The sequence below is a fragment of the Cyanobacteria bacterium FACHB-DQ100 genome (assembly GCA_014695195.1).
GTDB lineage: Bacteria > Cyanobacteriota > Cyanobacteriia > Leptolyngbyales > Leptolyngbyaceae > Leptolyngbya.
Genome location: JACJNW010000044.1, coordinates 147,618 through 168,540 on the forward strand (window position 1 = coordinate 147,618; position 20,923 = coordinate 168,540).

Genomic DNA, 20,923 nt, shown 5'->3' on the forward strand with positions numbered 1-20,923 from the left:
TGTATCGTAATCTTTCTTTTGAAAGAGGGAATGGACATGGAGAAAAAGGCAAAGTTTGGGTTTACCAATTTCGCTGAAAGCTGGAATGGTCGCTTGGCTATGCTTGGCTTGGCGATCGGTCTTGCGACTGAGCTAATGACCGGAAAAGGCATTCTCGCTCAGTTGGGCTTGATGTAATTCTCACTGGGTTTATCGTTATGCGCCTGGGGTAACGTTACCCCAGGTTTTTTAGCGCCTTTGCCACCAAACCACACCAGCACTCACAAAGCCGAATAAGGGCACAAGTCCTAACGCTAAAAATCCAATCAGCACAGCTTGTTCATTGGTGAGAACAATGCGGCGATTTCTCACTTCTTTGGGACGAATGGAGAGCGGCTGGAGTTGGTCTTGACTCAGCCAGGTAACGGAATTGAGAAAAACATCGCCATTAAGCTGCTGATTGAAAAAGCCGTTGACGACAAAGGTGGAATTGCCGAAAATGATCATTCTCGCGGGTTTGGCAGGTGAGGCTGTGGGGCTTGGAGAAGGGGAGGCAGTCGGGCTTGGACTAGGGGAGGGAGACGGGGAAACAGTCGGCGTAACGATGCGCTCTAAAGCAACTCCAATCGCTAAAGGTCCTGGTCGATCGCCGCCGTCTAGCTTAAGGGGTTGCTGCTTGATGTTGGATTCTGCCCAGCTTTGGGGATCGGTTAGCAGAAGTGGGGTCGCTTGAATGCCTGGGGTTTGCGTAATGTCGATCGGACGTGCGATCGGGTAGAACGAAATACCGTTGCCAAAGTCTTTGGTGATAGGGTGAGCACCGTATTGCGTGACGACAGACACAGCAGGGCCTGCGTTGGTTAATCGCTGATCGGGTGCGTTAATGGCAATGCGATCGTCGAGTTTGACTCCCCAAGTTCCAAGCAGCGCATCGAGACCCGATTTAATGTTGGGGTCGATCGCAATGAGCAAATTTCCACCCTGATTTGAGTAATCTTGGAGGGCTTTCACTTCACCTTCTGCCAGGGCGCGAGTCGCACCGACAACGAGAACCACAGAAGCATCCGCTGGCACTTTCCCCAGTTGAGCCAGATTGAGCGGTGCGCTGGTAAAGTTCTTTTCTTCTAAAGCTTTGACCGAGTTAGAAATTGCCCCTTCTCCATCGGTGAGCGATTTTTCTCCGTGACCTTGAAGGAAATAGGCTTTAGACCGTCGATCGCTGGTAATCTGCAAAATTCCATTCGTGACACGATTTTCAGAAAGTCTAGCTTGCGAGGAAATGCTTTGCAGAAATTGGCGGCGCTTGCTCGATTGCAGTTCGATAAACACATCGCGATTATCGCCTGCATTCTTAATCCCAAACGCTTGCGCTAGACCTGGATTTGTCTGAGGATCAATGTACTCAAAGGTAAATTTCGGCGTTCTGCGCTGATAGTTTTCCAGTAAATCGACATCTTGAGGATTGCGATCGCTGGAGAACACCCAAACTTTTACGCCTTGCTGCATTTCTCGCAAAACTTGCTGAGATTCGGGCGACAGCGTGAACAGTCGAGATTCGGTTAAATCAATTCGTTGTGCCGATCGGACTGCGAGGAAGTTAATCAAACCAAGAATCACGAGAACCGCGATCGTACTCACGATCGCATTGGTGCTGGCTTGCGTCGATCGTCTTCTCCAAAAGCTTGGCTCTAATGGATCTTTGAAGCGTCCAATTAGTAACATCCACAAGCCGATTACTACAATTCCTGCGATGATCAATCCGGTTGGAATCGCTCCCCAAGCTCCAGAGATAATCCCAGCGGAAATGCCTGCAAGAATTAGCATTGCGCCCGGTAGAATCAGAAATTTTACGAAATTTAAGCGTCTTTTCATAACACTAGGAACGCTGGAAACGGAAGGTATCGATCGATTGAGCCGTCAGAAAAATTCCAAGAAAAATGTAGCTTGCAAACACCACAAGACTACTGGTATCAACAATGCCTTGGATCAGGTTTGTATAGTGTTTTAGTAAGGATAAATGTCCGATCGCTTCTCCAATCGCACCCCCAAAATTTTTTGCCACTAAATCCACAACCCACAACGCCATGACTAACGCGAATGTGAAAATTGCAGCAACGATCGTACTATCTGTTAAAGATGACATAAACATTCCTAACGACAAGACTGCTCCAGCCAGTAGAAGCAACCCAGCATGACCCAGCAATAGAACATTAAGTTGAATCGGTGGATTAATATTTGAGAGCGCGATCGCTTCATATAGCAGTAACGGTAATGACATCGTAAAGAAAAACGTCATCACACCCAGTAATTTCCCCACTGCAACCGCCCAATTCGTTAAGGGTGATGTCGCTAGCAATTCTAAGGTGCCGCGCTTGCGCTCTTCTGCATATAGCCCCATCGATAGAACGGGTAATACAAACAGTGATAGTGAACCAATCACTCCTAAGATCGTGCGGATGAATTCATAAGGGATGTCGATCGGAGCCGTTCTAATTCCTGCGGCGGCGGCTTGATCGTACTGGGCTGCCTGTTGGATCACTCCATCGAGCGTTACTGTAAACAGAAAGCCAGAAATCAGCCAGAACACGGCTGCGATCGTATACGCTAAGGGCGACGTGAAGTAGCTGAGCAATTCTCGCCGATAGATCGCCAAAGTGTTGAATAGAACTGTCTTCATGCTTCTGGCTCTCCCTCAATCGCGTCTTCTACAGGTTTCTCTTCGGTCGTTAGCTCTAAAAACACATCTTCTAAGCTGGCTTGCATTCGTCGCATCTCATACAGTCCAACCCCATTTCGCACTAAGACACCGGCAATCTCCCGTCCTGGTTCTGTTTCGGATTGCGATATTACACGAATGCGATAACGTTGATCTGAACCTGAGAGTTGCTCGATCGATTGCACATTTTCAACTAAGTTTAAGCACTGCTCGATCGCGTTCCAATTGCCCTCCACATCTAACTCGTAGCCCAAACCGCGATTGAGTTGCGCCATTAACTGATCCGGCGTATTGGTTGCGACGACTTGACCGCGATTAATAATCGTGACGCGATCGCAGGTCATACTCACTTCTGGGAGAATGTGCGTTGAGAGAATAACGGTGTGATCGCCCGCGAGTTGCTTGATTAAATTCCGCACTTCGATAATTTGGCGTGGATCAAGTCCGACCGTGGGTTCGTCGAGAATAATTACAGGGGGATCATGCACGATCGCTTGAGCAATTCCGACCCGTTGCCGGTACCCTTTAGACAGCTTACGAATCAGCGTTTTGCGTTTGTCTACTAATCCGGTTTTTTCCAATGCGGTTTGAATTCGAGTCGGACGATCGCCCGCACTCACGCCCTTAATCTGCGCGACAAAGTTGAGAAATCCCTGAACTGTCATCTCAGGGTAAAGCGGCGGCGTTTCCGGCAAATATCCGATCTTCTGCCGCACCGCCATCAAATTCTCATGCACCTCAAACCCTGCAACTTTTGCCGTTCCTCGGCTCGCTGGCAGATAGCCCGACAGAATTCGCATCGTGGTGGTTTTTCCAGCACCGTTAGGCCCTAAAAAACCGAGAATTTCGCCTGCCGCGACCGAAAAAGTTACATCCTCGATCGCTGCGGTTGAACCATAAACTTTGCTGAGATGCTCAACTTCGATCATAAACCTGAGAGAACTAGGGTCGCAGTCTCGTAGAGTAGCAAAGTTTTGCCGCGACTGCCTGCATTTTGACGCAAACCGATACGATTTGCTCCCAGCCTTTCTCAGCTTTAACTTGAGAACAGCGAGCAGGCGATGAGTGCGATCTCTATTGCAGTGATCGGATGCACTGTTTTAGTGGTCGCGATCGCAATTCCAGTGATCCGGAGAGCTATTTCAGTGCTCACGATCGCTATTTCAGCGCTCCGGAGAGCTATTTCAGTGCTCACGATCGCTATTTCAGTGCTCGCGCTCCTTCCTAAACTTCTTCTCAAATCCTGGCAAATCGCCGCACTGCCAACACACTACCCACAAATCCAACCATTGCGCCAAACGCCAATAGAATCAACGGCAGCGCGATCGCCTCGATTGGTCTAACTGCCCCAGTCGTCAAAAACTGCACAAACTCCGCTTGTCCGCTCAATTGATGCCGGATAAATTTTCCGATCGCCTGAATCAGCATAAAAGCGATCGCCGATCCTGCAATCCCAAACACCACACCCTGAGTCAGAAACGGCAAATAGATCCAGCTTCGAGTTGCGCCGACAAGCTGCATCACTTCAATCTCTTTGCGACGCGCCAACACAATCAATCGAATCGTCGTATTGATCACCGCGATCGCCGTTGCCGTCAGCAACCCAATAATGGCGGTGCTCATCGAATTAAATCCCCGACTCAGTTGAGCCATTCTCTGAACCGCTTCGCTCACATACTGAACCTCTTCGACCCCGCGAATGTTCTTTAATTTCTCCGCTAAAGCCGGAACCGCCTCCGACGATCGCGCCTTCACCCGTAACTCATCCACCAGCGGATTGCCTTGAAGCTGCTGCGTTGCATCTTTTAAGTTTGACAAACCCAACTCTTGCACCAAACCACTCCAGGCTTGCTCTTTAGAAACATCCTGCACCGAAGCCACTTCCGGCAATTTTTCCACCACAGATCGCAGCACATCCGCCGCCACCCCAGTTTCTAAATAAGCAGAAACCTCAAGCTGACTGCCAAACTGAGTCAGCAAGCTCTCCAACTGCCAAGAAGCCTGTAAACTCATGCCAAACAAAAACAGCAGCACCGTCACCATACTCACCGCTGCCCAATTCATCCAGCCGCCACGCCGCAAGCCCAGCCACGTCTCACGCCACAAATAATCGAACTTGGTGAAGAACCGAAACATCCTCCTCCTCCCACAAAACAATTTTCACAGTGCGACCCCCCTTGTAACATTCAGAATTAAAACCAGCATCCGGATTACCCACTGAATTCGTCACCCATTCGCTAAAATAGAACCAACACGGAATCACTCCGACCTTTGAACCTCAGTTTTAGGTGACACATCCCATGCCCTCCTCAGTTTTGGTTGAGAAGAAGAAATTAGACAATCCACCGTTACAGATGCACCACATGGGCGATCGCGTGTTGCGTCAGCCTGCAAAACGAGTGGCGAAGGTGGATGATGAAGTGCGCGAAATCGTCCGGCAAATGCTGCAAACCATGTACAGCGAAGACGGCATCGGGCTTGCGGCTCCTCAAGTCGGCATCCACAAGCAAATCATCGTCGTAGACATCGAGCCAGATAAACCCGAAGTTTCGCCGCTGGTGCTGATTAATCCCGTGATTAAAAAATCAGGCACGACAACCTGTAGCGGCCAAGAAGGCTGCCTCAGCATTCCCGGTGTATATCTCGATGTCGAGCGCCCAGAAGAAATTGAAGTTTCTTTCAAAGACGAAACCGGACGGATGAGAACCTTGGCGGCTGATGGATTATTGTCGCGCTGTATTCAGCACGAAATCGATCACCTGAATGGTGTTTTGTTCGTCGATCGCGTCGAAAACAAACTGGCACTGAACCAAGAACTGAAAAAACGCGGCTTCTCAGCAAATGATGTCCGTCCCGTCGGATAATAAAGACTAAACAAACCGTCAGCACCCCTGACGGTTTTTCAGTCTTAGAGGCAAGAATTATGATAATGACACCGAAAAGCGGTTTATTTCTGGGCGTGTCCTGTGTTGCCGCGATCGCCGCAGTCGGGTGCGTGTTTGAACTCACATCCGGAAATCCTGAATATGGAACTGTAGTCACCGGAGCGATTTTGGCGATTAGCGCCCCGTTGACGATCGTTAGCTTTATTGCCGCAGTTGCCGATGCAAGAGCCAATAATCAATAAGCCGATAAAAAACCTAGAACCTGCCGATTGCTCAAGCTCAAGCGCGATCGGAAGACTGAAGCCCTATCTTCAATAACGTGCTGGAAATTATCATCATTTCCCTGGTTTTACTGTATGGTTCTAGCAAACGCTCACTGCTTGAACTTCTTCCATGACGGGCGAAATTAGTCCGATCGCTTGCCTGCGGCAACTGTCGATCGACGATCCTGCAAATCCCAAATTACTGGTACATTCCCTACCCATCGACGCAGTAATCGCGATCGGGCGTGATCCTCGCTGTCAAATTGTCGTCGATCCGCTGCGGTTTGCCTCGGTTTCGCGTCGTCATGCTGAAGTGCGACCCAGTGAACCAAATGCCGGAGAACGCCCAGCCTGGTGGATTTGTGACCTCAACAGTTCTAATGGCACCTATCTAAATGGACAGCAATTGCGAGGATGTCAGCTTTTGCAGCCGGGCGATCGCGTGTCTTTGGGCAATGATGGACCTGAATATATTTTTGAGTATCTGGTAGAGTTCAATCGCGAGGTCGCCGTGGCGACTCAGCAAGAAGCAATTTCTCCGTCTCTAACTCCAGCCGATCCCGTCACCTTGACGCAACTGTTTCCGATCGTTTCCACCGGACGAGAACTGACGCACAAAGCCTTCCTCGTTCCGAGCGTGGTGACGATCGTCTTTGTCGTGGGCTTATTCGTTGCGGTCGGACAGCCTTTATTATTTAACCGTCTATTAGCAGGTTACATTGCCCTAGTCGGATTTTACTTCGTCTATCGACTGTGCGGAAAGCGCAAGCCCTGGTGGGTAATGGCTCTCTCGGCCATGGGAACCTATTTCTTACTCCGGAGTCCCGTCTTACCGCTATTTGTCGCACTGTTTCGAGAAGTGCTGCCTGGACAAGTTCCAACCCCCGGAGAACCAATCAATCCGTTGATGTTATTCATTCGGATGTTCTTTGGCGCGGGACTCATGGAAGAACTGCTAAAAGCACTGCCGTTAGGTGCGTTGTTTCTAATTGGGCGCGTTCTGCCTGCTCCGTGGAACGATCGTGTCGGCATCCGGGAACCTCTGGACGGCATCCTTCTAGGAGCAGCATCCGCCGTTGGCTTTACCCTAATAGAAACTTTGGGGCAATACGTTCCCGACATGATTCAAACAACATCGCTGCAACTCGGAACCGGATGGGATCAACTGCGTGGCTTACAAGTGCTGATCCCGCGGTTATTAGGCGCAACTGCAGGACACATGGCGTATAGCGGTTACTTTGGATACTTCATAGGGCTGGCAGTCCTAAAATCGCGCCAAAGCTGGCTGATCCTGTTGATCGGTTATTTAACCGCGTCTGGACTTCACGCTCTCTGGAACGTTATGGGAAGCGTCAGCGAAATTCTTTTGGCATTAGTGGGAATGGTGTCTTACGCCTTTCTGGCTGCCGCAATCCTTAAAGCCCGGAGCATATCACCCACGCGATCGCAGAACTTCGCTACTCGCCTAAAATCCTAGCGCGACGAAAAACTCTATCCTGCGATATACACCGAACAACTTCTGACTTGAACTTAAGTAAGAAGTTGTTTACAAGTTTGAGCATTAGGCTCGAATTACAGGTATTTCCACGCCTGCATCGCCATTAAACTCAAACGATAATCATTCGACTATGACTTTGAATCCACGCCTTGGCGCAAGTGCGCCAAAAGCAGCGCTAAAACTCTTTTTACCGCTGTCACTTATTTCAATCGCGCTCGTTGCAGGTGAACTCAAGGCGAATGCACAAGAACCCAGCACAGTTAAAGCTGCTACCCGTTCTGTTGCTTCAAATGGTGCAGCATCATTGGGTCAACCTGCGATCAGCATCAATCAGCCTCCTGTAAACCAAGGATTTGCCGCTGACGCTCGCTTTACGGTGGCACAAACAACACCTTCTACACCGAGCGAAATTGCTCCGGGTCGATCGGTTCCGGGAAACACTCCTGCGGGCAATCCGACAAACCCCGCAGATACGACACCGAGCAATACCACTCCGAGCACGACACAAGATGCAACACCCGTTGCACCCGCCACCACGCCTTCTGGTACGACCACAACACCGGGCGGCACGACCACCACGCCTGAAACAACGCCTTCTGGCACGACCACCACGCCTTCTGGTACACCGACAACGCCGGGCACGACCACCACGCCTGACACCACAACGCCGGGCACGACCCCTGGAACGACGCCAGCTAGCGAGTTTGCGCCTGGTCGTGCGACCCGTTCCGGTTCTAGCTACGTCGGAGTCGGCGGCAACATTGGAATTGGCGACGGCGACATTGCTCTAGGTGAAGGCAGCTTTGCGTTATTAAGCAAAATCGGCTTAACGCGGAATTTCTCGGTTCGCCCATCTGTGTTGTTTGCTGACGATGTGGCGATTCTTCTGCCTATCACTTATGACTTTAGCTTCGGTGAAAGTGTAACAGGTGATTTAGGATTTACGGCGGCTCCCTTTTTGGGAATTGGTGCAGCCATTTCGACAGGTCGCGGCGGTGATGTCGGTCTGCTGCTGACAGGTGGAATTGATGTGCCCATTTCGTCGCAATTTACGGCAACGGCTTCGGTGAATGCTTCTGTGACGGGTCAAGCCGCAGTGGGCGTTCTTCTGGGAATTGGCTATAACTTTGCAGGCTTCTAGTCGCAAAGGTTAATGCTCGATCGCTCTCTAGATTTTCCTTAAAATTTAGAGAGCGAATTTTTTATTTAAAGCGTGAATTCAGCAAATTCGTCATCTGTTGCGGGTTGTGTTGTTCTGACTGTTGCAGATTGGTATTGCTGAGTATTAATTAGTTCATTGAATTTGAGCTGCGGATTTTGTTGTATCAGATTCAATGCGGTCATAAAATCGCGAATAATTTCGCCTGGAGTGAGTCGCGTTTCAGTTCCGACTCTGCCACTCCGTACTGCTGCGATAAATCGAGAAATTTCATCCGAAGTTAACTGCTTGTTCAACTCATAGTGAGTAAAAAAGACGATCGCAATTCGCTGCAATAACCCCTGAAGTTCAGAATCATTCAGCGGGTCAAGATGAATCACTGGAGCACTAGTGTCGATCGCATCCGATTGCACCACGCGACTTTGCGCCGTTCGACGCTGCCAAGCCGGATCGCTATACAATCCCCGTCGCGGATCTTCTAAAAACTGCGGTGTTCCACCAATCAACGTTCCTAAGTGGCTGACTTTACCTTGCATCGCATCGTTGAACATTGCAAGGAGCTTATCGTAATTGTTTTGACGTGCGATCGCAGTTGGAATCTTCGATAAATGCACCACTTCATCAAGAATCACAATCAAGCCTTTGTAATCAATATCTGCCGCAAATCGAGCGATTAATTTAATGTAGTCATACCAAGAATCGTCATCAATGATTACCCGAACCCCTAACGCTGCTTTTGCTTCGGTTTTGGTTGAAAACTCTCCTCGTAGCCAACGCAGTGCCGATTCTTTTTTCGTGTCATCATCCGATCGATATCCCGTCCAATACGCAATAATCACCGTCGCGAAATCAAACCCATTGACTAAATCCGCAACATCCTGAGTCACCAATCGAATCCGCGCTTCGACTTGCTGATCAAAGCCTTCTTCATTCGGCTTCATTCCGGTTTCTTGTGCCACTTGCGCTTGAATTGCCGCAATCCAGCGTTCCAGAATAATCGTCAATGCCCCGCCTTCAGGACGGCTTTTAGTCGCCAAATTTCGCATCAGTTCACGGTAAGTTGCGACTCCTGCCCCTTGGCTTCCCGTTAAGCGTCGATCAGGTGTGATGTCCGCATCTGCAACCACAAATCCGCTTTCCATCGCCAAATTGCGAATCAGTTGCAGCGTGAAACTTTTCCCGGCTCCATACCGCCCAATCACAAATCGAAACGCCGCACCGCCATTCGCGATATGCTCAAAATCTTGGCGAATTGCGGCAATTTCCTTTTCGCGTCCCACAGCAATATGCTCTAAACCCACTCGCGGCACAACGCCTGCACTTAGAGCATTGACTAAGGCAGTTGAAACACGCTTTGTAAGTTTAGGCTGAGACATAAGACTAGGATAGGAATTCAGAGTCTTAGAGTAGCACTAAAGCTTACGATCGATGAACCTTGTCCTAATGCTCCTCTGGATTCAATTGGGCAAAAAATCATCATCAAGAATCGAGGCAACATCATAAGGGCATTCACTAGGAAAGGTTTGTAATGGTAAACCTGTTTCAGCTTTTGCCTGTTTTGTTGCTCTGATGTACGACTCGGCAAGAATCGTTTCAAGATAAGGCTTGAGACTGGGAGAGTCTTGAATGTCATCTTGAAGCCGATGTCGATGTTCTAACAAGCTTGATTCCCAGCAACCACTGCGTTTCTCAGACTGATACTGCCATTTCAGCAGATGCAGCAACACAACAATTAAATTGCTTTTCAAACTGCGTCGCTGACTTCGCGCCATGTCTTCAATCTCATCGAGCAAGTTCTCCCAATCAACACTGTCATAGTCGCCATTTCGCAGACGTTCAACGGTCGTCTCAATCCACTGTACGTAATCTGTTTCATAAAGCAGCCGTTGTGTTGCCTGAGTCATAATCTATTCCGGTTGTTGAAGTTGGCGTTGAATACGATCGCTTAACTGACTATGCTTTGAAGCAAGCCGTGCTTTTCCAGCGGCTGCCCAGTCTTGCAGGAAATCAATCTGTTCTTTGGCAGTCCGTGCTAGTGGCACGATCTGACTTGCCGCTTCCAGAATGTCATCGGTCATAAAGTCGCGATTCTGACTAAAGCCAATGTGCATCGCTTCGATTAAAGTCTGCTCGATTTCAGCTCCTGAGAAATCTGGTGTTTCGTAGGCTAGTCGATCGAGATCATATTGCTTCAAATTGTGCGGACGCAGGCGAGAAAGATGAACGGAAAAGATCGATCGGCGTTCTTCCTGCGTCGGCAGTCCCACAAAGAAAATCTCATCAAATCGCCCTTTTCTTAGCATCTCTGGCGGAAGCGCTTGAATATTGTTGGCGGTTGCAACCACGAACACCGGCGATTTCTTCTCCGCCATCCAGGTAATAAAAGTTCCGAACACTCGGCTGGTCGTACCAGAATCGCTGCGACCATCCACGCCAGAAAAGGCTTTATCAATTTCATCGATCCACAGCACACAGGGGGCAAGCGCTTCGGCAAGCTGAATCATTTGGCGAGTGCGCGATTCTGACTCCCCAACCAAGCCACCGAACAATCGTCCTACATCTAAGCGCAGTAACGGTAAATGCCAATGATGCGCGATCGCTTTTGCCGTCAGCGATTTGCCCGTTCCCTGAATTCCAACTAGCATCAAGCCTTTCGGATGCGGCAGACCGTATTGTCGAGCGCGATCGCTAAATGATCCGCCTCGTCTGAGTAGCCAATCTTTTAAGTTATCCAATCCTCCAATATCTGAAATATCTTCTTTGGCTGGATAGAAATCGAGAATTTGAGTTTGGCGGATGGTTTGGCGCTTTTCCTCAAGAATCAGTTCAACATCATCCGGGCGCAGTTCACCGTGGAGCGCGAACGCCCGTGCCAGAACGCGCCGAATTCGCTCGATCGACAATCCCTGGCACGATCGCACCAATTCATCCAATGTCTTATTCTCAAGTCGCTGACCTGTTGCACTGAGAAGCCGTTCAATCTCAGTTTTGATCTCCGTTGCACCCGGAAGCGGAAACTCTAACACGGTCAGCACTTCGCTCAAATCATCAGGAATCGAAATTTGAGACGATAACAGCACCAGATTTTTGGGCTGAGATTTCAGCAATCGAGCTAGATTTCTCAGTTTCCGCGAAATCGAAATATCTTCTAAAAATCGGTGAAAGTCCCGCAAAATGAAAACTGCGGGCGCACTCATCGGCAGTTTTTCAACAAATTCAAGCGCTTGCAGGGGATTGCGTTTTCCAAATCCGACATCGTTGGGATTGCCTTGATAGCCATCGACAAAATCCCAGATATAGACGGCACGATCGCCCTGTGCTTTCGCAGTTTGAGCGATCGCGGCTTCGACTCGTTCTTCCTCACGAGTTGGAATATAGATAATCGGATACCGCGCCCGGATTAGCAGGTTGAATTCGTCGCTAAAACTCATAAATAGCTTGATGTTGTACGGTCTTTCTTCTACCGTACAACATCAGGCTAATTGAGATGACCCTTCAACGTTTGTAAGGCTGCCCAACGGCTATCAATCCCTGGATTTTTAATCTCGTCCACTACTTCAATGCCCTTACAGTCTTGCTCACAGAGTTGGCGCTGGGGAATTTCGAGCGAAAGCTGCTCATACAGCCAAGCTTCTGGATCAAAGTAACCGTTCGGCGGCAGCGTTTCAACCAGATCGTCCATTGAAAGATCGCGATCGAGCGGCAATTCCTCCAGTTGATCAGCCGTCTCATCGAGCCAAATCATCTCGCTCGACTCGATCGCTAATCGATGATTAAACTGCTGCAAACAGCGATGACAGGTCAAAGTGACGATCGTTTCTGCTTTGGCGGAAACCTCGAGAAAATTGCCTTGATGCGTAATTTTAATCCAGCCTTGAACCGGAGTCAGAGTTTTCAGATTTTCGAGGAGTGTCTTGAACTCGATCGTCTGCGTGTGCTCAGGGCAATGAATCAGGCGGGGAATATGAATAGCTTCCATACGGCTTAATGCTGAAGGGAACGATCGCAAATGAGCGATCCACAAGGAAAAAGCGGAAAACTTGCTTGTACAAATCCCCCGCTTTCTTAGTCTAACGAATTTTATCCGAACTATACTTCGTCTGAACCAGAGCCAGCGAGACGAACCACCAATCGCCGATCGGGTTCTTGACCCCGACTGTAAGTTTCAATGTCATCGCTGCTTTGAAGAATCGAATGCACCTGACGACGCTCGGCTGAAGAAAGCGCTTTAATTTCGTACTCTTCACCGGTTTCTCGCACTTGATTCGCGGCAGATTCAGCGATCGCAGTCAGTTCCTTCAGTCGCCGATCACGATAGCCATCGATTTCGATCGTGTAAGCAATCTGCTCTTCTTGCCCAATATTCAGAATCGCACTTGCCAAATATTGAATCGAATCAAGAACCGCGCCATTGCTACCGAGTAGCGCTTCGATCTGAGCAGGCTGCAGGGAAGTATGGTCGATCGTCAACCAGCAACTTTTCTCAGCAAAGGTATTTCGCACTTCCGGGGTTACGGTTGCGGGAAAAGCAGCCAGCTTCAGAAAAGTTTCGAGCCACTGCTGTCCCCGCTGCTGCAATTGAGTTTCAGCCATACGTCCCCACTATGCCTTCTTCTTACGGCCAGGTTCAAACGGGAGCGGATCATCGCCATCCGACTTTGCACTTCCACCGCTAGCTTTCGCAGTTGCCCCAGCTTCCGCTTCGACTAACTTCTGAAGATTTTCAGGTAACGGTTCACGCGACAGAAGGAAGGTTTGAGCCGTCTGGAAAATGTTCGCGATTACCATGTACATCAGCACACCTGCGGGCAAGGGGAAGAACAAGAACATTCCAGAGAAAATCACAGGCGTAACTTTGTTGATGGTGTCTTGCTGAGGATTGCCTGTCGAACCCTGTCCCGAAATCAACTGGCTGATATAAAGGCTGAGCCCAAAGAAAACCACCATACCGATGATGTCCCAGTGGAAGGTGCCATCTGGATCAACTGCACCGACTCGCCCAAGCTGATCGATAAACAAGAAGCCTTTGTCCGCAGCCAATCCAGGGATAAATGCCTGAACCGTCGCATCTCCCGGCTGAAGCGCTTCGATCGTGCCGTCTTCGTTAATCTTGATGCGCTCAGCGCCAGTCGTAGCTTTCAGTCTCGGCGTTAGGCTGCTGCTATATTGCGCTTCCAGTTCCGTAAATGGCTTGCCGTCTAAAGTTTGAAATTCAATCTTGGTTTTCTCACCGACAGCCAACTTCGTACCACTCGGCGCGATCGCGCTAATTTTCGCGTGAATACCATCTGCCACGTAAATGTTTTGTGGCGGAGTGACAAACGCTTGGGGTGCAACTTGCTCAACTTGAGCTTGAGGCGCAATCTGGAAGTTCACCGTGTAAGGCACATCTGAAAAGGGTGAGCCTCTGAGCGTCGCAAACAGCGCAAACAGAATTGGCATCTGCAAGACTACCGGGAAGCACCCCGCTAACGGATTGCCAAACTCCTTGTAGATTGCGCTCATTTCTTCCTGCTGTTTTGCAGGATCATTTTTATATCGTTCCTGAATTTCTTTAACGCGCTTTTGCATCACAGGTTGAGTCACCTTCATGCGGCGCATACTGCGGATTGAACCTGCGCTAAGCGGATAGAGGGCAAAGCGAATGACTAGAGTCAACGCTACGATCGCCAACCCATAGCTCGGTACGATCCCGTAGAAAAAATCCAGGATCGGTAGCATCACGTTATTGGATAAGAAGCCTACACCAAAGTCCATTCGCTTTACGTCTACCTAATAGGGTCTAAAGTGATCAAGGCATTTCAGAATCAAAAATGCCAAATCCAGTGTAGCGCTCAGGGCGGCAACTTTAAGGTTGACTTCCGAGACTGCCACTAACTTTTTTGGCTCGGTCTGAAAGCCGCTCGTTGATAAAGTCATACACTTCCCGGAACTTGGGAATCGCTCGTAATTCGATGCGGCTTCCGTCGCGGAGAGTTAACACCATATCGCCATACGCTCCAATCCCGCGCGGGACAGTGACGACTTTCGTGATTTCTGAATAAATAACATCCGCCCGATCGCGCCCTTGCCAGCCACCAACGACACTAATGCGGCGATTAGTAATGCGATAGCGCAACCAAAGCGCCCGGACGATCGAACCGACCGTGAGCGGCAAACAAATCACGGTAAAACCTAGAAGAACGTTGATAATCAAGTCCCCAATATGCGGCCCACCTTCGTAGAAGACTTCTTCTTTAATTGCCATTCAGCACCTCAGCTTTAACCAATAGCTGCTCTAATTCTTGCAGATATTGAGAATAATCACACTCGGTCGCTTCGATTCGCACGCCGATGACGATCGCATATCCCGGTTTCGTACGAGGGAGAAAACTTCGCAAAATCGATCGAACCTGGCGTTTAATCCGGTTGCGAATCACTGCGCGTTTACTCACCTTTTTACTAATTGAGATACCGATACGGGTCGGCTGTTCAGGGCATTTCAGCGCTCTTAGGGTGAAACAACGTGAACCTCGACGAAATCCTCGCTGATAAACGGCATCAAAATCTCGTCGATGTTTCAGGCGATTTTCTTGGGGCAGCAAAACCGGGATCAGGAACTTGAAACAGAGAGGCGCAAGCGTCCTTTTTTACGGCGTGCTTGAATCACTTTTTGTCCATTTTTCGTCCGCATCCGGGCGCGAAATCCTGATACCCGTCTCCGCTTGCGGCTTGTTCCGCCTAAAGTGCGCTTTGTCATAGTTGTGGCTCCAGTAAATTAATCCCAAGCAAAAAATAAGTAGACCGTGGGAAAAGTCACAGTCTACTAGCGTATCACGATTTTCGGTTACTGAATCGTCACAATCCAGGTGCCGATGTCACGCAGCAAGGGGACATCTCCAGGCGACAGAACGCGACAGTTGAAGTAGAACATACCGCCGCTGTTGGGGTTGCGAACGTTTGAGAAAATCATTTCAACGTTAGAACCCGCCGGAACCGGTTCTTGGGGGAAAATTTCGATCACATAGTTGTCTTTTTCCCACTTCACTTCTTGAATCGCAACTTTTTTGTCGTTGACTAACAGTTCGACTTCTTTCGGGTCGAATGTGCCTTTGAAGTAGTTGGGATAGTCGATCGAGAACTGTGCGATCGCGACTTTCACTTTGTCACGGGGAACCCGGAAGCGGTACCGATCCCAGGAGCCTGTGTTTCCGCCAAAGTCGAGTCGATAGTTGAGTTGCTTGCCTGCTCCAACGCCACTGAAGAGCGTCAGACCCGGTAAACCTTGAGCGATCGCACCCAAGGGTACACTTGCGAGGAGGCTACCTGCGATCGCAAGGGCTGAAACGGCGCGACGCATTGAATTTCTTTTCAGTAGCATAAAGAAAAAGATGAGTAAGGGTTAAGTGAATTAATACTGAGAGTAGCAGGAACCTGCATAGGGGGGATACGGTGTGAAGACGCGATCGTCGATCATTTTGTTCCTGATTAAGAAATTTGCTCCGGGTCAATTTCTAATAAACCGAGCAGTGGTAAAGGAAGGGTGCCGCCAGCCAGAAGTGTAGCTTTTGGAGCGCTTAGGTCACAGCGGGTTCTGTACCGATCAATTCAAGTCAAGTTTAACAGAGCCTTTGTTCTATTAAGATTCGCAAGAATGTTAAACAGATTGAATTTAGATTTCAAATTATAAAATCTGTCGATTTTCATAGCATTTTTTAACTAAATCTTTGAGAAACTAAACTTACAAAAATCTTTATTTCATTGATATTTCCTGAATCTATAATTTTTGAAAATCTGCTTGTTTGATTACTTTTTGAAACACAAGGGGTTTGTTGTCTTGTGTTTTCGAGTATGACTGAGAAAAGCTTAGACCGTAGTGAATCGCTGTTACAAAACGCCATAATGAGGAGACAGCATGACGATCGCGATCGACAAGGAATCAGAGGCGGGACAACCTGAACAGTCTCCCGCTCTTTATAGAAAAATTGGAATTCCAAAAGAAATTTATGCTGGAGAATGTCGAGTTGCTGCCACGCCGGACACTGTAAAAATTTTGCAAAAATACGGCTTTGAGATATTGATTGAATCTGGAGCCGGAGAAGCTGCAAATTTTTCAGATGAAGCCTATTTACAAGCTGGATGTCGAATCATTGTCGATACTGAAACGCTTTGGTCTCATGCCGATTTAATTCTAAAAGTTCGACCCCCCATCTGGAATTCGCACCTTAACAAACATGAAGCGGATTTGTTACACGAAGGCACGACGCTGATTAGTTTTATCTGGGCAGCACAGCATCCAGAATTAGTCGAACATCTAGCGAATCGTAAGGCGACTGTATTAGCGATGGATGCTGTTCCTCGAATTAGTCGCGCTCAGAAATTAGATGCTTTGAGTTCGATGGCAAATATCGCTGGATATCGAGCCGTGATCGAGGCAGCGCATCAGTTTGGACGGTTTTTTACAGGACAAATCACCGCAGCGGGCAAGGTTCCCCCTGCGAAAGTGCTGGTGATTGGGGCTGGAGTTGCAGGACTGGCGGCAGTGGGAACCGCACGATCGCTCGGTGCAATTGTTCGCGCATTTGATACTCGTCCGGCGGTAAAAGAGCAGGTGCAAAGCTTGGGAGCCGAGTTCTTAGAGTTAGCGTTTGAGGAGGACGGTACGGGGCAGGGTGGCTATGCAAAAACCATGAGTCCTGAGTTCATCAAAGCCGAACTGGAACTCTTCGCCGCTCAGGCGAAAGAAGTCGATATCATCATTACGACGGCATTGATTCCAGGTAAGAAGGCTCCAACTTTAATCACTAAAGCAATGGTTGAGAGCATGAAACAAGGTTCTGTCATTGTCGATCTAGCAGCAGAGCAAGGCGGCAACTGTGAGGTGACACACCCTGGAGAGATTGCTCAACATCACGGCGTAACTGTCATTGGTCTAACGGATTTACCCAGTCGAATGGCAGCGCAGGCAAGCCAGCTTTATGGCAAGAATCTGTGCCATCTGCTCGATGATATGGGTAGAAATGATAACTATCGCGTTGATTTAGAAGATGAAGTGATTCGAGGGGCATTGGTGCTGCATCAGGGCGAAACGGTTGCGCCCTTACCGAAAGTGGTTACGCCTGTATCACAGAAGCCTGAAGCGCCCACCGCTGAAGCTTCAACTGTTCAACAGAGATCGATCCCCTCTTGGATTTGGACAATGCTTTTAGGAGTAGGACTGCTGGGGATTGGAACGATCGCGCCTTCCACATTTCTCAGTCACTTCACCGTGTTTGTCTTAGCTTGCTTTGTGGGATGGCAGGTGATCTGGAATGTGAAACCTGCATTGCATACTCCTTTGATGAGTGTGACGAATGCCATTAGCGGCATCATCATCCTGGGTGGAATGCTGCAAATTTCGGGAACTCCAACTTCCGCCACAACAATTTTAGGCGCGATCGCAGTTCTGATCGGCACGATTAACATTGCTGGAGGCTTTTTAGTAACTCAGCGAATGCTTAAGATGTTTCAAAAACAATAGAGGTGTGCAATGTTTGACAGTCTTTCTAATGTGGCTTACATTGCCGCCAGCGCATTGTTTATTTTAAGCTTGAGCGGGCTTTCCAATCAAGAAACCGCAACCAAAGGAAATTGGTATGGGATTGCAGGAATGTCGATCGCATTTCTCGCAACCGTGCTTCGCAGTGATGTGACCGGATACGGAGTTTTGGCAGCCGTCATTCTACCGGGTGCAATCATTGGTGCAATATTGGCGAGTCGAGTTGCCATGACTGAGATGCCTGAGCTAGTTGCAATGCTGCATAGCTTTGTTGGAATGGCTGCGGTACTGGTGGGAATTGCTAACCATCTACAACCGCAAACTTTAATTGGGGCAGAAGCAACCATTCATCAAGCTGAAATTTTTATCGGTGCGTTTATTGGAGCGGTAACATTTACGGGATCGATCGTAGCGTTTGGAAAGCTGCGAGGATTAATCAGCACTCAGTCGCTATTGCTTCCAGGCCGGCATCTATTAAACATTGGATTGTTAGCGGCTTGTGTAGGATTAGGAGCACAGTTCTTAGCTCATCAATCAATCACAGCACTGTTAATCATGTGTGTACTGGCGGGTGTTTTGGGTGTGCATCTAGTTATGGCGATCGGCGGTGCAGATATGCCCGTTGTGATTTCCATGTTGAATAGCTACTCTGGCTGGGCTGCGGCGGCGGCTGGATTTATGTTGTCGAATGATCTCTTGATCATCACCGGTGCATTAGTCGGAAGTAGTGGTGCGATTCTGAGCTACATCATGTGTAAGGCGATGAATCGATCGTTTATCAGTGTAATTTTAGGTGGATTTGGAACAGGCAATCGTTCTAACGCTAGGGAGATCACCGGAGAAGCTAAATCGATTTCAATTGAGGAAGCCGTTGAGCAATTAGAGAATGCTAACAGTGTGATCATTGTTCCAGGCTACGGCATGGCGGTGGCGCAAGCACAGCACCCGATTTCTGAGATTACAAAAATCTTGCGAAGTCGTGGTATTCATGTTCGATTCGGCATTCATCCCGTCGCCGGAAGGCTTCCAGGACACATGAATGTGTTACTTGCTGAGGCGAAAGTACCCTATGACATTGTTCTAGAAATGGATGAGATCAATGATGATTTTGCTGAAACGGATGTTGTGCTAGTGATTGGCGCGAATGATACCGTCAACCCTAGCGCTGTGGAAGATCCAAGCTGCTCGATCGCAGGAATGCCCGTTCTAGAAGTATGGAAGGCGAAGACTACGATCGTGCTGAAGCGCAGTCTTGGAAGTGGATATGCAGGCGTTGAGAACCCACTGTTTTACAAGGAAAACACTCATATGCTTTTTGGCGATGCGAAGAAGAACACGGATGCGATTCTGAATCAACTTAACGCATTGGTCGTCGCCTAAACCCCGTTGCAGCTCGCAACCGTAGAAGCTTAGCGCTTCTACGTCTTTTCAAGGTCAAACGTCATGGTAATCGCCTCATTGGAGTCATTCAATGGGCGATTTTTTGTTTGCAATGGGTTGCAAAGCGATCGCTATTCCTCTTTGAATCACGATCGCACGTTCAACTACTTGGACTCTGGATTGACGATCGACCCCATAAACAAAATTTCACCGGTTCGATTGTCCCGAATTGCACAGAAGAATGGTCGATCGACAGTCATCTTAAACGGCGCTTGTTCGATCGGAAGCGAAGTTGTAACAATCCCAATCGAAGTCACTGCGGCCGCCTCCGTTCCTTCCTCGTTCACTTCAACAAACGTCTTATGTTTGACTTGGTCAATTTTAGTGGTTGCTTTACTTAGACCAGAGAAATCCGCAGCATCATCAAACGCAACACCCATGCCGATCGCTGATAGCGCCGTTTTTAGCTCGACCTCATAATCCATCTTGAAGCGGGGCAGTTGAATCTCTCCATCACGGCTGCTAAATTGCCTCATCCAAGTTTGCCAATTCTGAACCGTTAAAGTCTTCTGAAATTCAGCTAAGTTCGACTTGGGCAGAAATACATACATGCTTAAGCGTCGATCGCCGTAAGGTAAGCTAATCGCCTGAAATTGATCTGTTTCAGCATAGCGATACTTGCCTTGCCGCTTCATCAAAGGCACTTGTTTTTTTGAGCCATTCGTTAGCGAAAAGGGTCGGGTTTGTGTATTGCTTTTATCAAACTCATCTGTCCATTGACCTTTGAAGTAAATCGCATTGATCAAAAACATCACATCATTTGGATTAATGCGATCGATAATCTTCGGAATTTTGCCGCGTGTACTTTCCTTCACCCAGCCATTAATCTCATCAGACGCACTAGGCTGATCGAAATCTAAAGATTTAACCTTCGCATCGTAGAATTTTGCATTTCTCTCTAAGAAGCTTGAATTAAAGGCAACTCCTTGTTTTGCCCAAAGTGAATTCGCGATCGACAGTTGAACTTTTGGATCAGCTTTTTCGAGAGCCGCTCTTAAATCACGATGCGCCTGGTTAACTTGTTCAAGCGTCATGCCTTGAAACTCTAGCGCTTTTGCCATTGCTGCTTTTGTTTCACCGTTAGCACCGTTGTACGCCATCGAAAGCGCGATCGCCACACTCGAAGGCGAGACAAACACATTCTTGTTGCGATCTTGCTTCAGAACCTCAGAAAACAACTTAAACCCAAACTTTGTATTGGCTTCCACAATTTTCGGATTGACTGCTTGAACGGGTTTCGATAGCTCTGCTACACGGGTACGTGCTCGCGTACCCTGACTAATCTCTAGTTTAGGATTTTGTGAGCTTGCTGAACCAGAACAAGAAATCGCGCTAATCGCAATCAGTGTAGCGATCAGTGCAACTCCAACTTTAAGAGATTTCAAGCGTTGAGTGATGACCATACTCCTCTCCAAGAAAATTTGGAATTGATCGATCGACCAATTCCAATAGACCTCAATTGTGTA

23 protein-coding genes are annotated in these 20,923 nt (G+C 48.5%); 8 read left to right on the forward strand and 15 right to left on the reverse strand.

Annotated features, from left to right (window positions below; translation table 11 throughout):
* Window positions 1–36 precede the first annotated feature (36 nt).
* Window positions 37–177 (forward strand): high light inducible protein, encoded by a 141-nt coding sequence (locus H6F51_25625; protein ID MBD1825856.1) that lies wholly within the window; start codon window positions 37–39, stop codon window positions 175–177.
* Between the two features lie 51 nt (window positions 178–228).
* Here H6F51_25625 and H6F51_25630 read toward each other — a convergent pair whose 3' ends face one another.
* The 3 genes from H6F51_25630 to H6F51_25640 are packed head-to-tail and all read right to left on the reverse strand — an operon-like array spanning window position 229 to window position 3,624.
* Window positions 229–1,851 (reverse strand): Gldg family protein, encoded by a 1,623-nt coding sequence (locus H6F51_25630; protein ID MBD1825857.1) that lies wholly within the window; start codon window positions 1,849–1,851, stop codon window positions 229–231.
* A gap of 4 nt (window positions 1,852–1,855) precedes the next feature.
* Window positions 1,856–2,656 carry an ABC transporter permease gene (locus H6F51_25635; GenBank protein MBD1825858.1) on the reverse strand — a complete coding sequence of 267 codons (801 nt, stop codon included), beginning with the start codon at window positions 2,654–2,656 and terminating at the stop codon, window positions 1,856–1,858.
* Window positions 2,653–3,624, reverse strand: a complete 972-nt coding sequence (locus tag H6F51_25640) for an ABC transporter ATP-binding protein (GenBank protein ID MBD1825859.1) — start codon at window positions 3,622–3,624, stop codon at window positions 2,653–2,655. The genes H6F51_25635 and H6F51_25640 overlap by 4 nt, the downstream gene beginning before the upstream one ends.
* 161 nt (window positions 3,625–3,785) lie before the next feature.
* Here H6F51_25640 and H6F51_25645 point away from each other — a divergent pair, with 161 nt between their 5' ends.
* Window positions 3,786–3,923: a hypothetical protein gene (locus H6F51_25645; GenBank protein MBD1825860.1), complete on the forward strand. Its 138-nt coding sequence runs from the start codon at window positions 3,786–3,788 to the stop codon at window positions 3,921–3,923.
* 8 nt (window positions 3,924–3,931) lie between these two features.
* Here the strand turns inward: H6F51_25645 and H6F51_25650 are convergent, their stop codons facing one another.
* Entirely contained in the window at window positions 3,932–4,831 is a 900-nt protein-coding gene (locus H6F51_25650) for an ABC transporter permease (GenBank protein MBD1825861.1), read from the reverse strand.
* Window positions 4,832–4,995: 164 nt separating this feature from the next.
* Between H6F51_25650 and def the strand changes: the two genes are divergently transcribed.
* The 4 genes from def (at window position 4,996) to H6F51_25670 (ending at window position 8,482) form a co-directional block, all read left to right on the forward strand.
* Window positions 4,996–5,559 carry a peptide deformylase gene (gene def, locus H6F51_25655; GenBank protein MBD1825862.1) on the forward strand — a complete coding sequence of 188 codons (564 nt, stop codon included), beginning with the start codon at window positions 4,996–4,998 and terminating at the stop codon, window positions 5,557–5,559.
* Window positions 5,560–5,618: 59 nt separating this feature from the next.
* The gene (locus H6F51_25660; GenBank protein ID MBD1825863.1) at window positions 5,619–5,822 is read left to right on the forward strand and encodes a hypothetical protein; all 204 of its coding nucleotides are present in this window, start codon (window positions 5,619–5,621) and stop codon (window positions 5,820–5,822) included.
* Between the two features lie 151 nt (window positions 5,823–5,973).
* Window positions 5,974–7,320 carry a PrsW family intramembrane metalloprotease gene (locus H6F51_25665; GenBank protein ID MBD1825864.1) on the forward strand — a complete coding sequence of 449 codons (1,347 nt, stop codon included), beginning with the start codon at window positions 5,974–5,976 and terminating at the stop codon, window positions 7,318–7,320.
* 151 nt (window positions 7,321–7,471) lie between these two features.
* Window positions 7,472–8,482 carry a hypothetical protein gene (locus tag H6F51_25670; GenBank protein ID MBD1825865.1) on the forward strand — a complete coding sequence of 337 codons (1,011 nt, stop codon included), beginning with the start codon at window positions 7,472–7,474 and terminating at the stop codon, window positions 8,480–8,482.
* 65 nt (window positions 8,483–8,547) lie between these two features.
* Here the strand turns inward: H6F51_25670 and H6F51_25675 are convergent, their stop codons facing one another.
* The 10 genes from H6F51_25675 to H6F51_25720 form a co-directional block, all read right to left on the reverse strand.
* Window positions 8,548–9,876 carry an ATP-binding protein gene (locus H6F51_25675; protein MBD1825866.1) on the reverse strand — a complete coding sequence of 443 codons (1,329 nt, stop codon included), beginning with the start codon at window positions 9,874–9,876 and terminating at the stop codon, window positions 8,548–8,550.
* Between the two features lie 81 nt (window positions 9,877–9,957).
* Window positions 9,958–10,404, reverse strand: coding sequence for a DUF29 domain-containing protein (locus tag H6F51_25680; protein ID MBD1825867.1), 447 nt, complete (start codon window positions 10,402–10,404; stop codon window positions 9,958–9,960).
* Window positions 10,405–10,407: 3 nt separating this feature from the next.
* Entirely contained in the window at window positions 10,408–11,931 is a 1,524-nt protein-coding gene (locus tag H6F51_25685) for an AAA family ATPase (GenBank protein ID MBD1825868.1), read from the reverse strand.
* A 47-nt stretch (window positions 11,932–11,978) separates the two neighbouring features.
* Entirely contained in the window at window positions 11,979–12,479 is a 501-nt protein-coding gene (locus tag H6F51_25690) for a DUF177 domain-containing protein (GenBank protein ID MBD1825869.1), read from the reverse strand.
* 110 nt (window positions 12,480–12,589) lie between these two features.
* Window positions 12,590–13,093: an RNA-binding protein gene (locus H6F51_25695; GenBank protein ID MBD1825870.1), complete on the reverse strand. Its 504-nt coding sequence runs from the start codon at window positions 13,091–13,093 to the stop codon at window positions 12,590–12,592.
* Window positions 13,094–13,102: 9 nt separating this feature from the next.
* The gene (gene yidC / locus H6F51_25700; protein MBD1825871.1) at window positions 13,103–14,257 is read right to left on the reverse strand and encodes a membrane protein insertase YidC; all 1,155 of its coding nucleotides are present in this window, start codon (window positions 14,255–14,257) and stop codon (window positions 13,103–13,105) included.
* 91 nt (window positions 14,258–14,348) lie between these two features.
* Window positions 14,349–14,747: a PH domain-containing protein gene (locus tag H6F51_25705; GenBank protein ID MBD1825872.1), complete on the reverse strand. Its 399-nt coding sequence runs from the start codon at window positions 14,745–14,747 to the stop codon at window positions 14,349–14,351.
* A complete protein-coding gene (locus tag H6F51_25710; GenBank protein ID MBD1825873.1) occupies window positions 14,737–15,084 on the reverse strand; it encodes a ribonuclease P protein component in 348 nt (115 codons plus the stop codon). Before H6F51_25710 ends, H6F51_25705 begins: the two co-directional genes overlap by 11 nt.
* A gap of 8 nt (window positions 15,085–15,092) precedes the next feature.
* Window positions 15,093–15,239: a 50S ribosomal protein L34 gene (rpmH, locus tag H6F51_25715; GenBank protein ID MBD1825874.1), complete on the reverse strand. Its 147-nt coding sequence runs from the start codon at window positions 15,237–15,239 to the stop codon at window positions 15,093–15,095.
* An 87-nt stretch (window positions 15,240–15,326) separates the two neighbouring features.
* Window positions 15,327–15,839, reverse strand: coding sequence for a DUF2808 domain-containing protein (locus tag H6F51_25720; protein MBD1825875.1), 513 nt, complete (start codon window positions 15,837–15,839; stop codon window positions 15,327–15,329).
* 555 nt (window positions 15,840–16,394) lie between these two features.
* Between H6F51_25720 and pntA the strand changes: the two genes are divergently transcribed.
* Together pntA and pntB are read left to right on the forward strand one after the other, a co-directional pair.
* Window positions 16,395–17,999, forward strand: coding sequence for a Re/Si-specific NAD(P)(+) transhydrogenase subunit alpha (gene pntA, locus H6F51_25725; GenBank protein ID MBD1825876.1), 1,605 nt, complete (start codon window positions 16,395–16,397; stop codon window positions 17,997–17,999).
* Between the two features lie 9 nt (window positions 18,000–18,008).
* Window positions 18,009–19,397, forward strand: coding sequence for a Re/Si-specific NAD(P)(+) transhydrogenase subunit beta (gene pntB, locus H6F51_25730; GenBank protein MBD1825877.1), 1,389 nt, complete (start codon window positions 18,009–18,011; stop codon window positions 19,395–19,397).
* 164 nt (window positions 19,398–19,561) lie between these two features.
* Here pntB and H6F51_25735 read toward each other — a convergent pair whose 3' ends face one another.
* Window positions 19,562–20,860 carry a serpin family protein gene (locus H6F51_25735; protein ID MBD1825878.1) on the reverse strand — a complete coding sequence of 433 codons (1,299 nt, stop codon included), beginning with the start codon at window positions 20,858–20,860 and terminating at the stop codon, window positions 19,562–19,564.
* Window positions 20,861–20,923 lie beyond the last annotated feature (63 nt).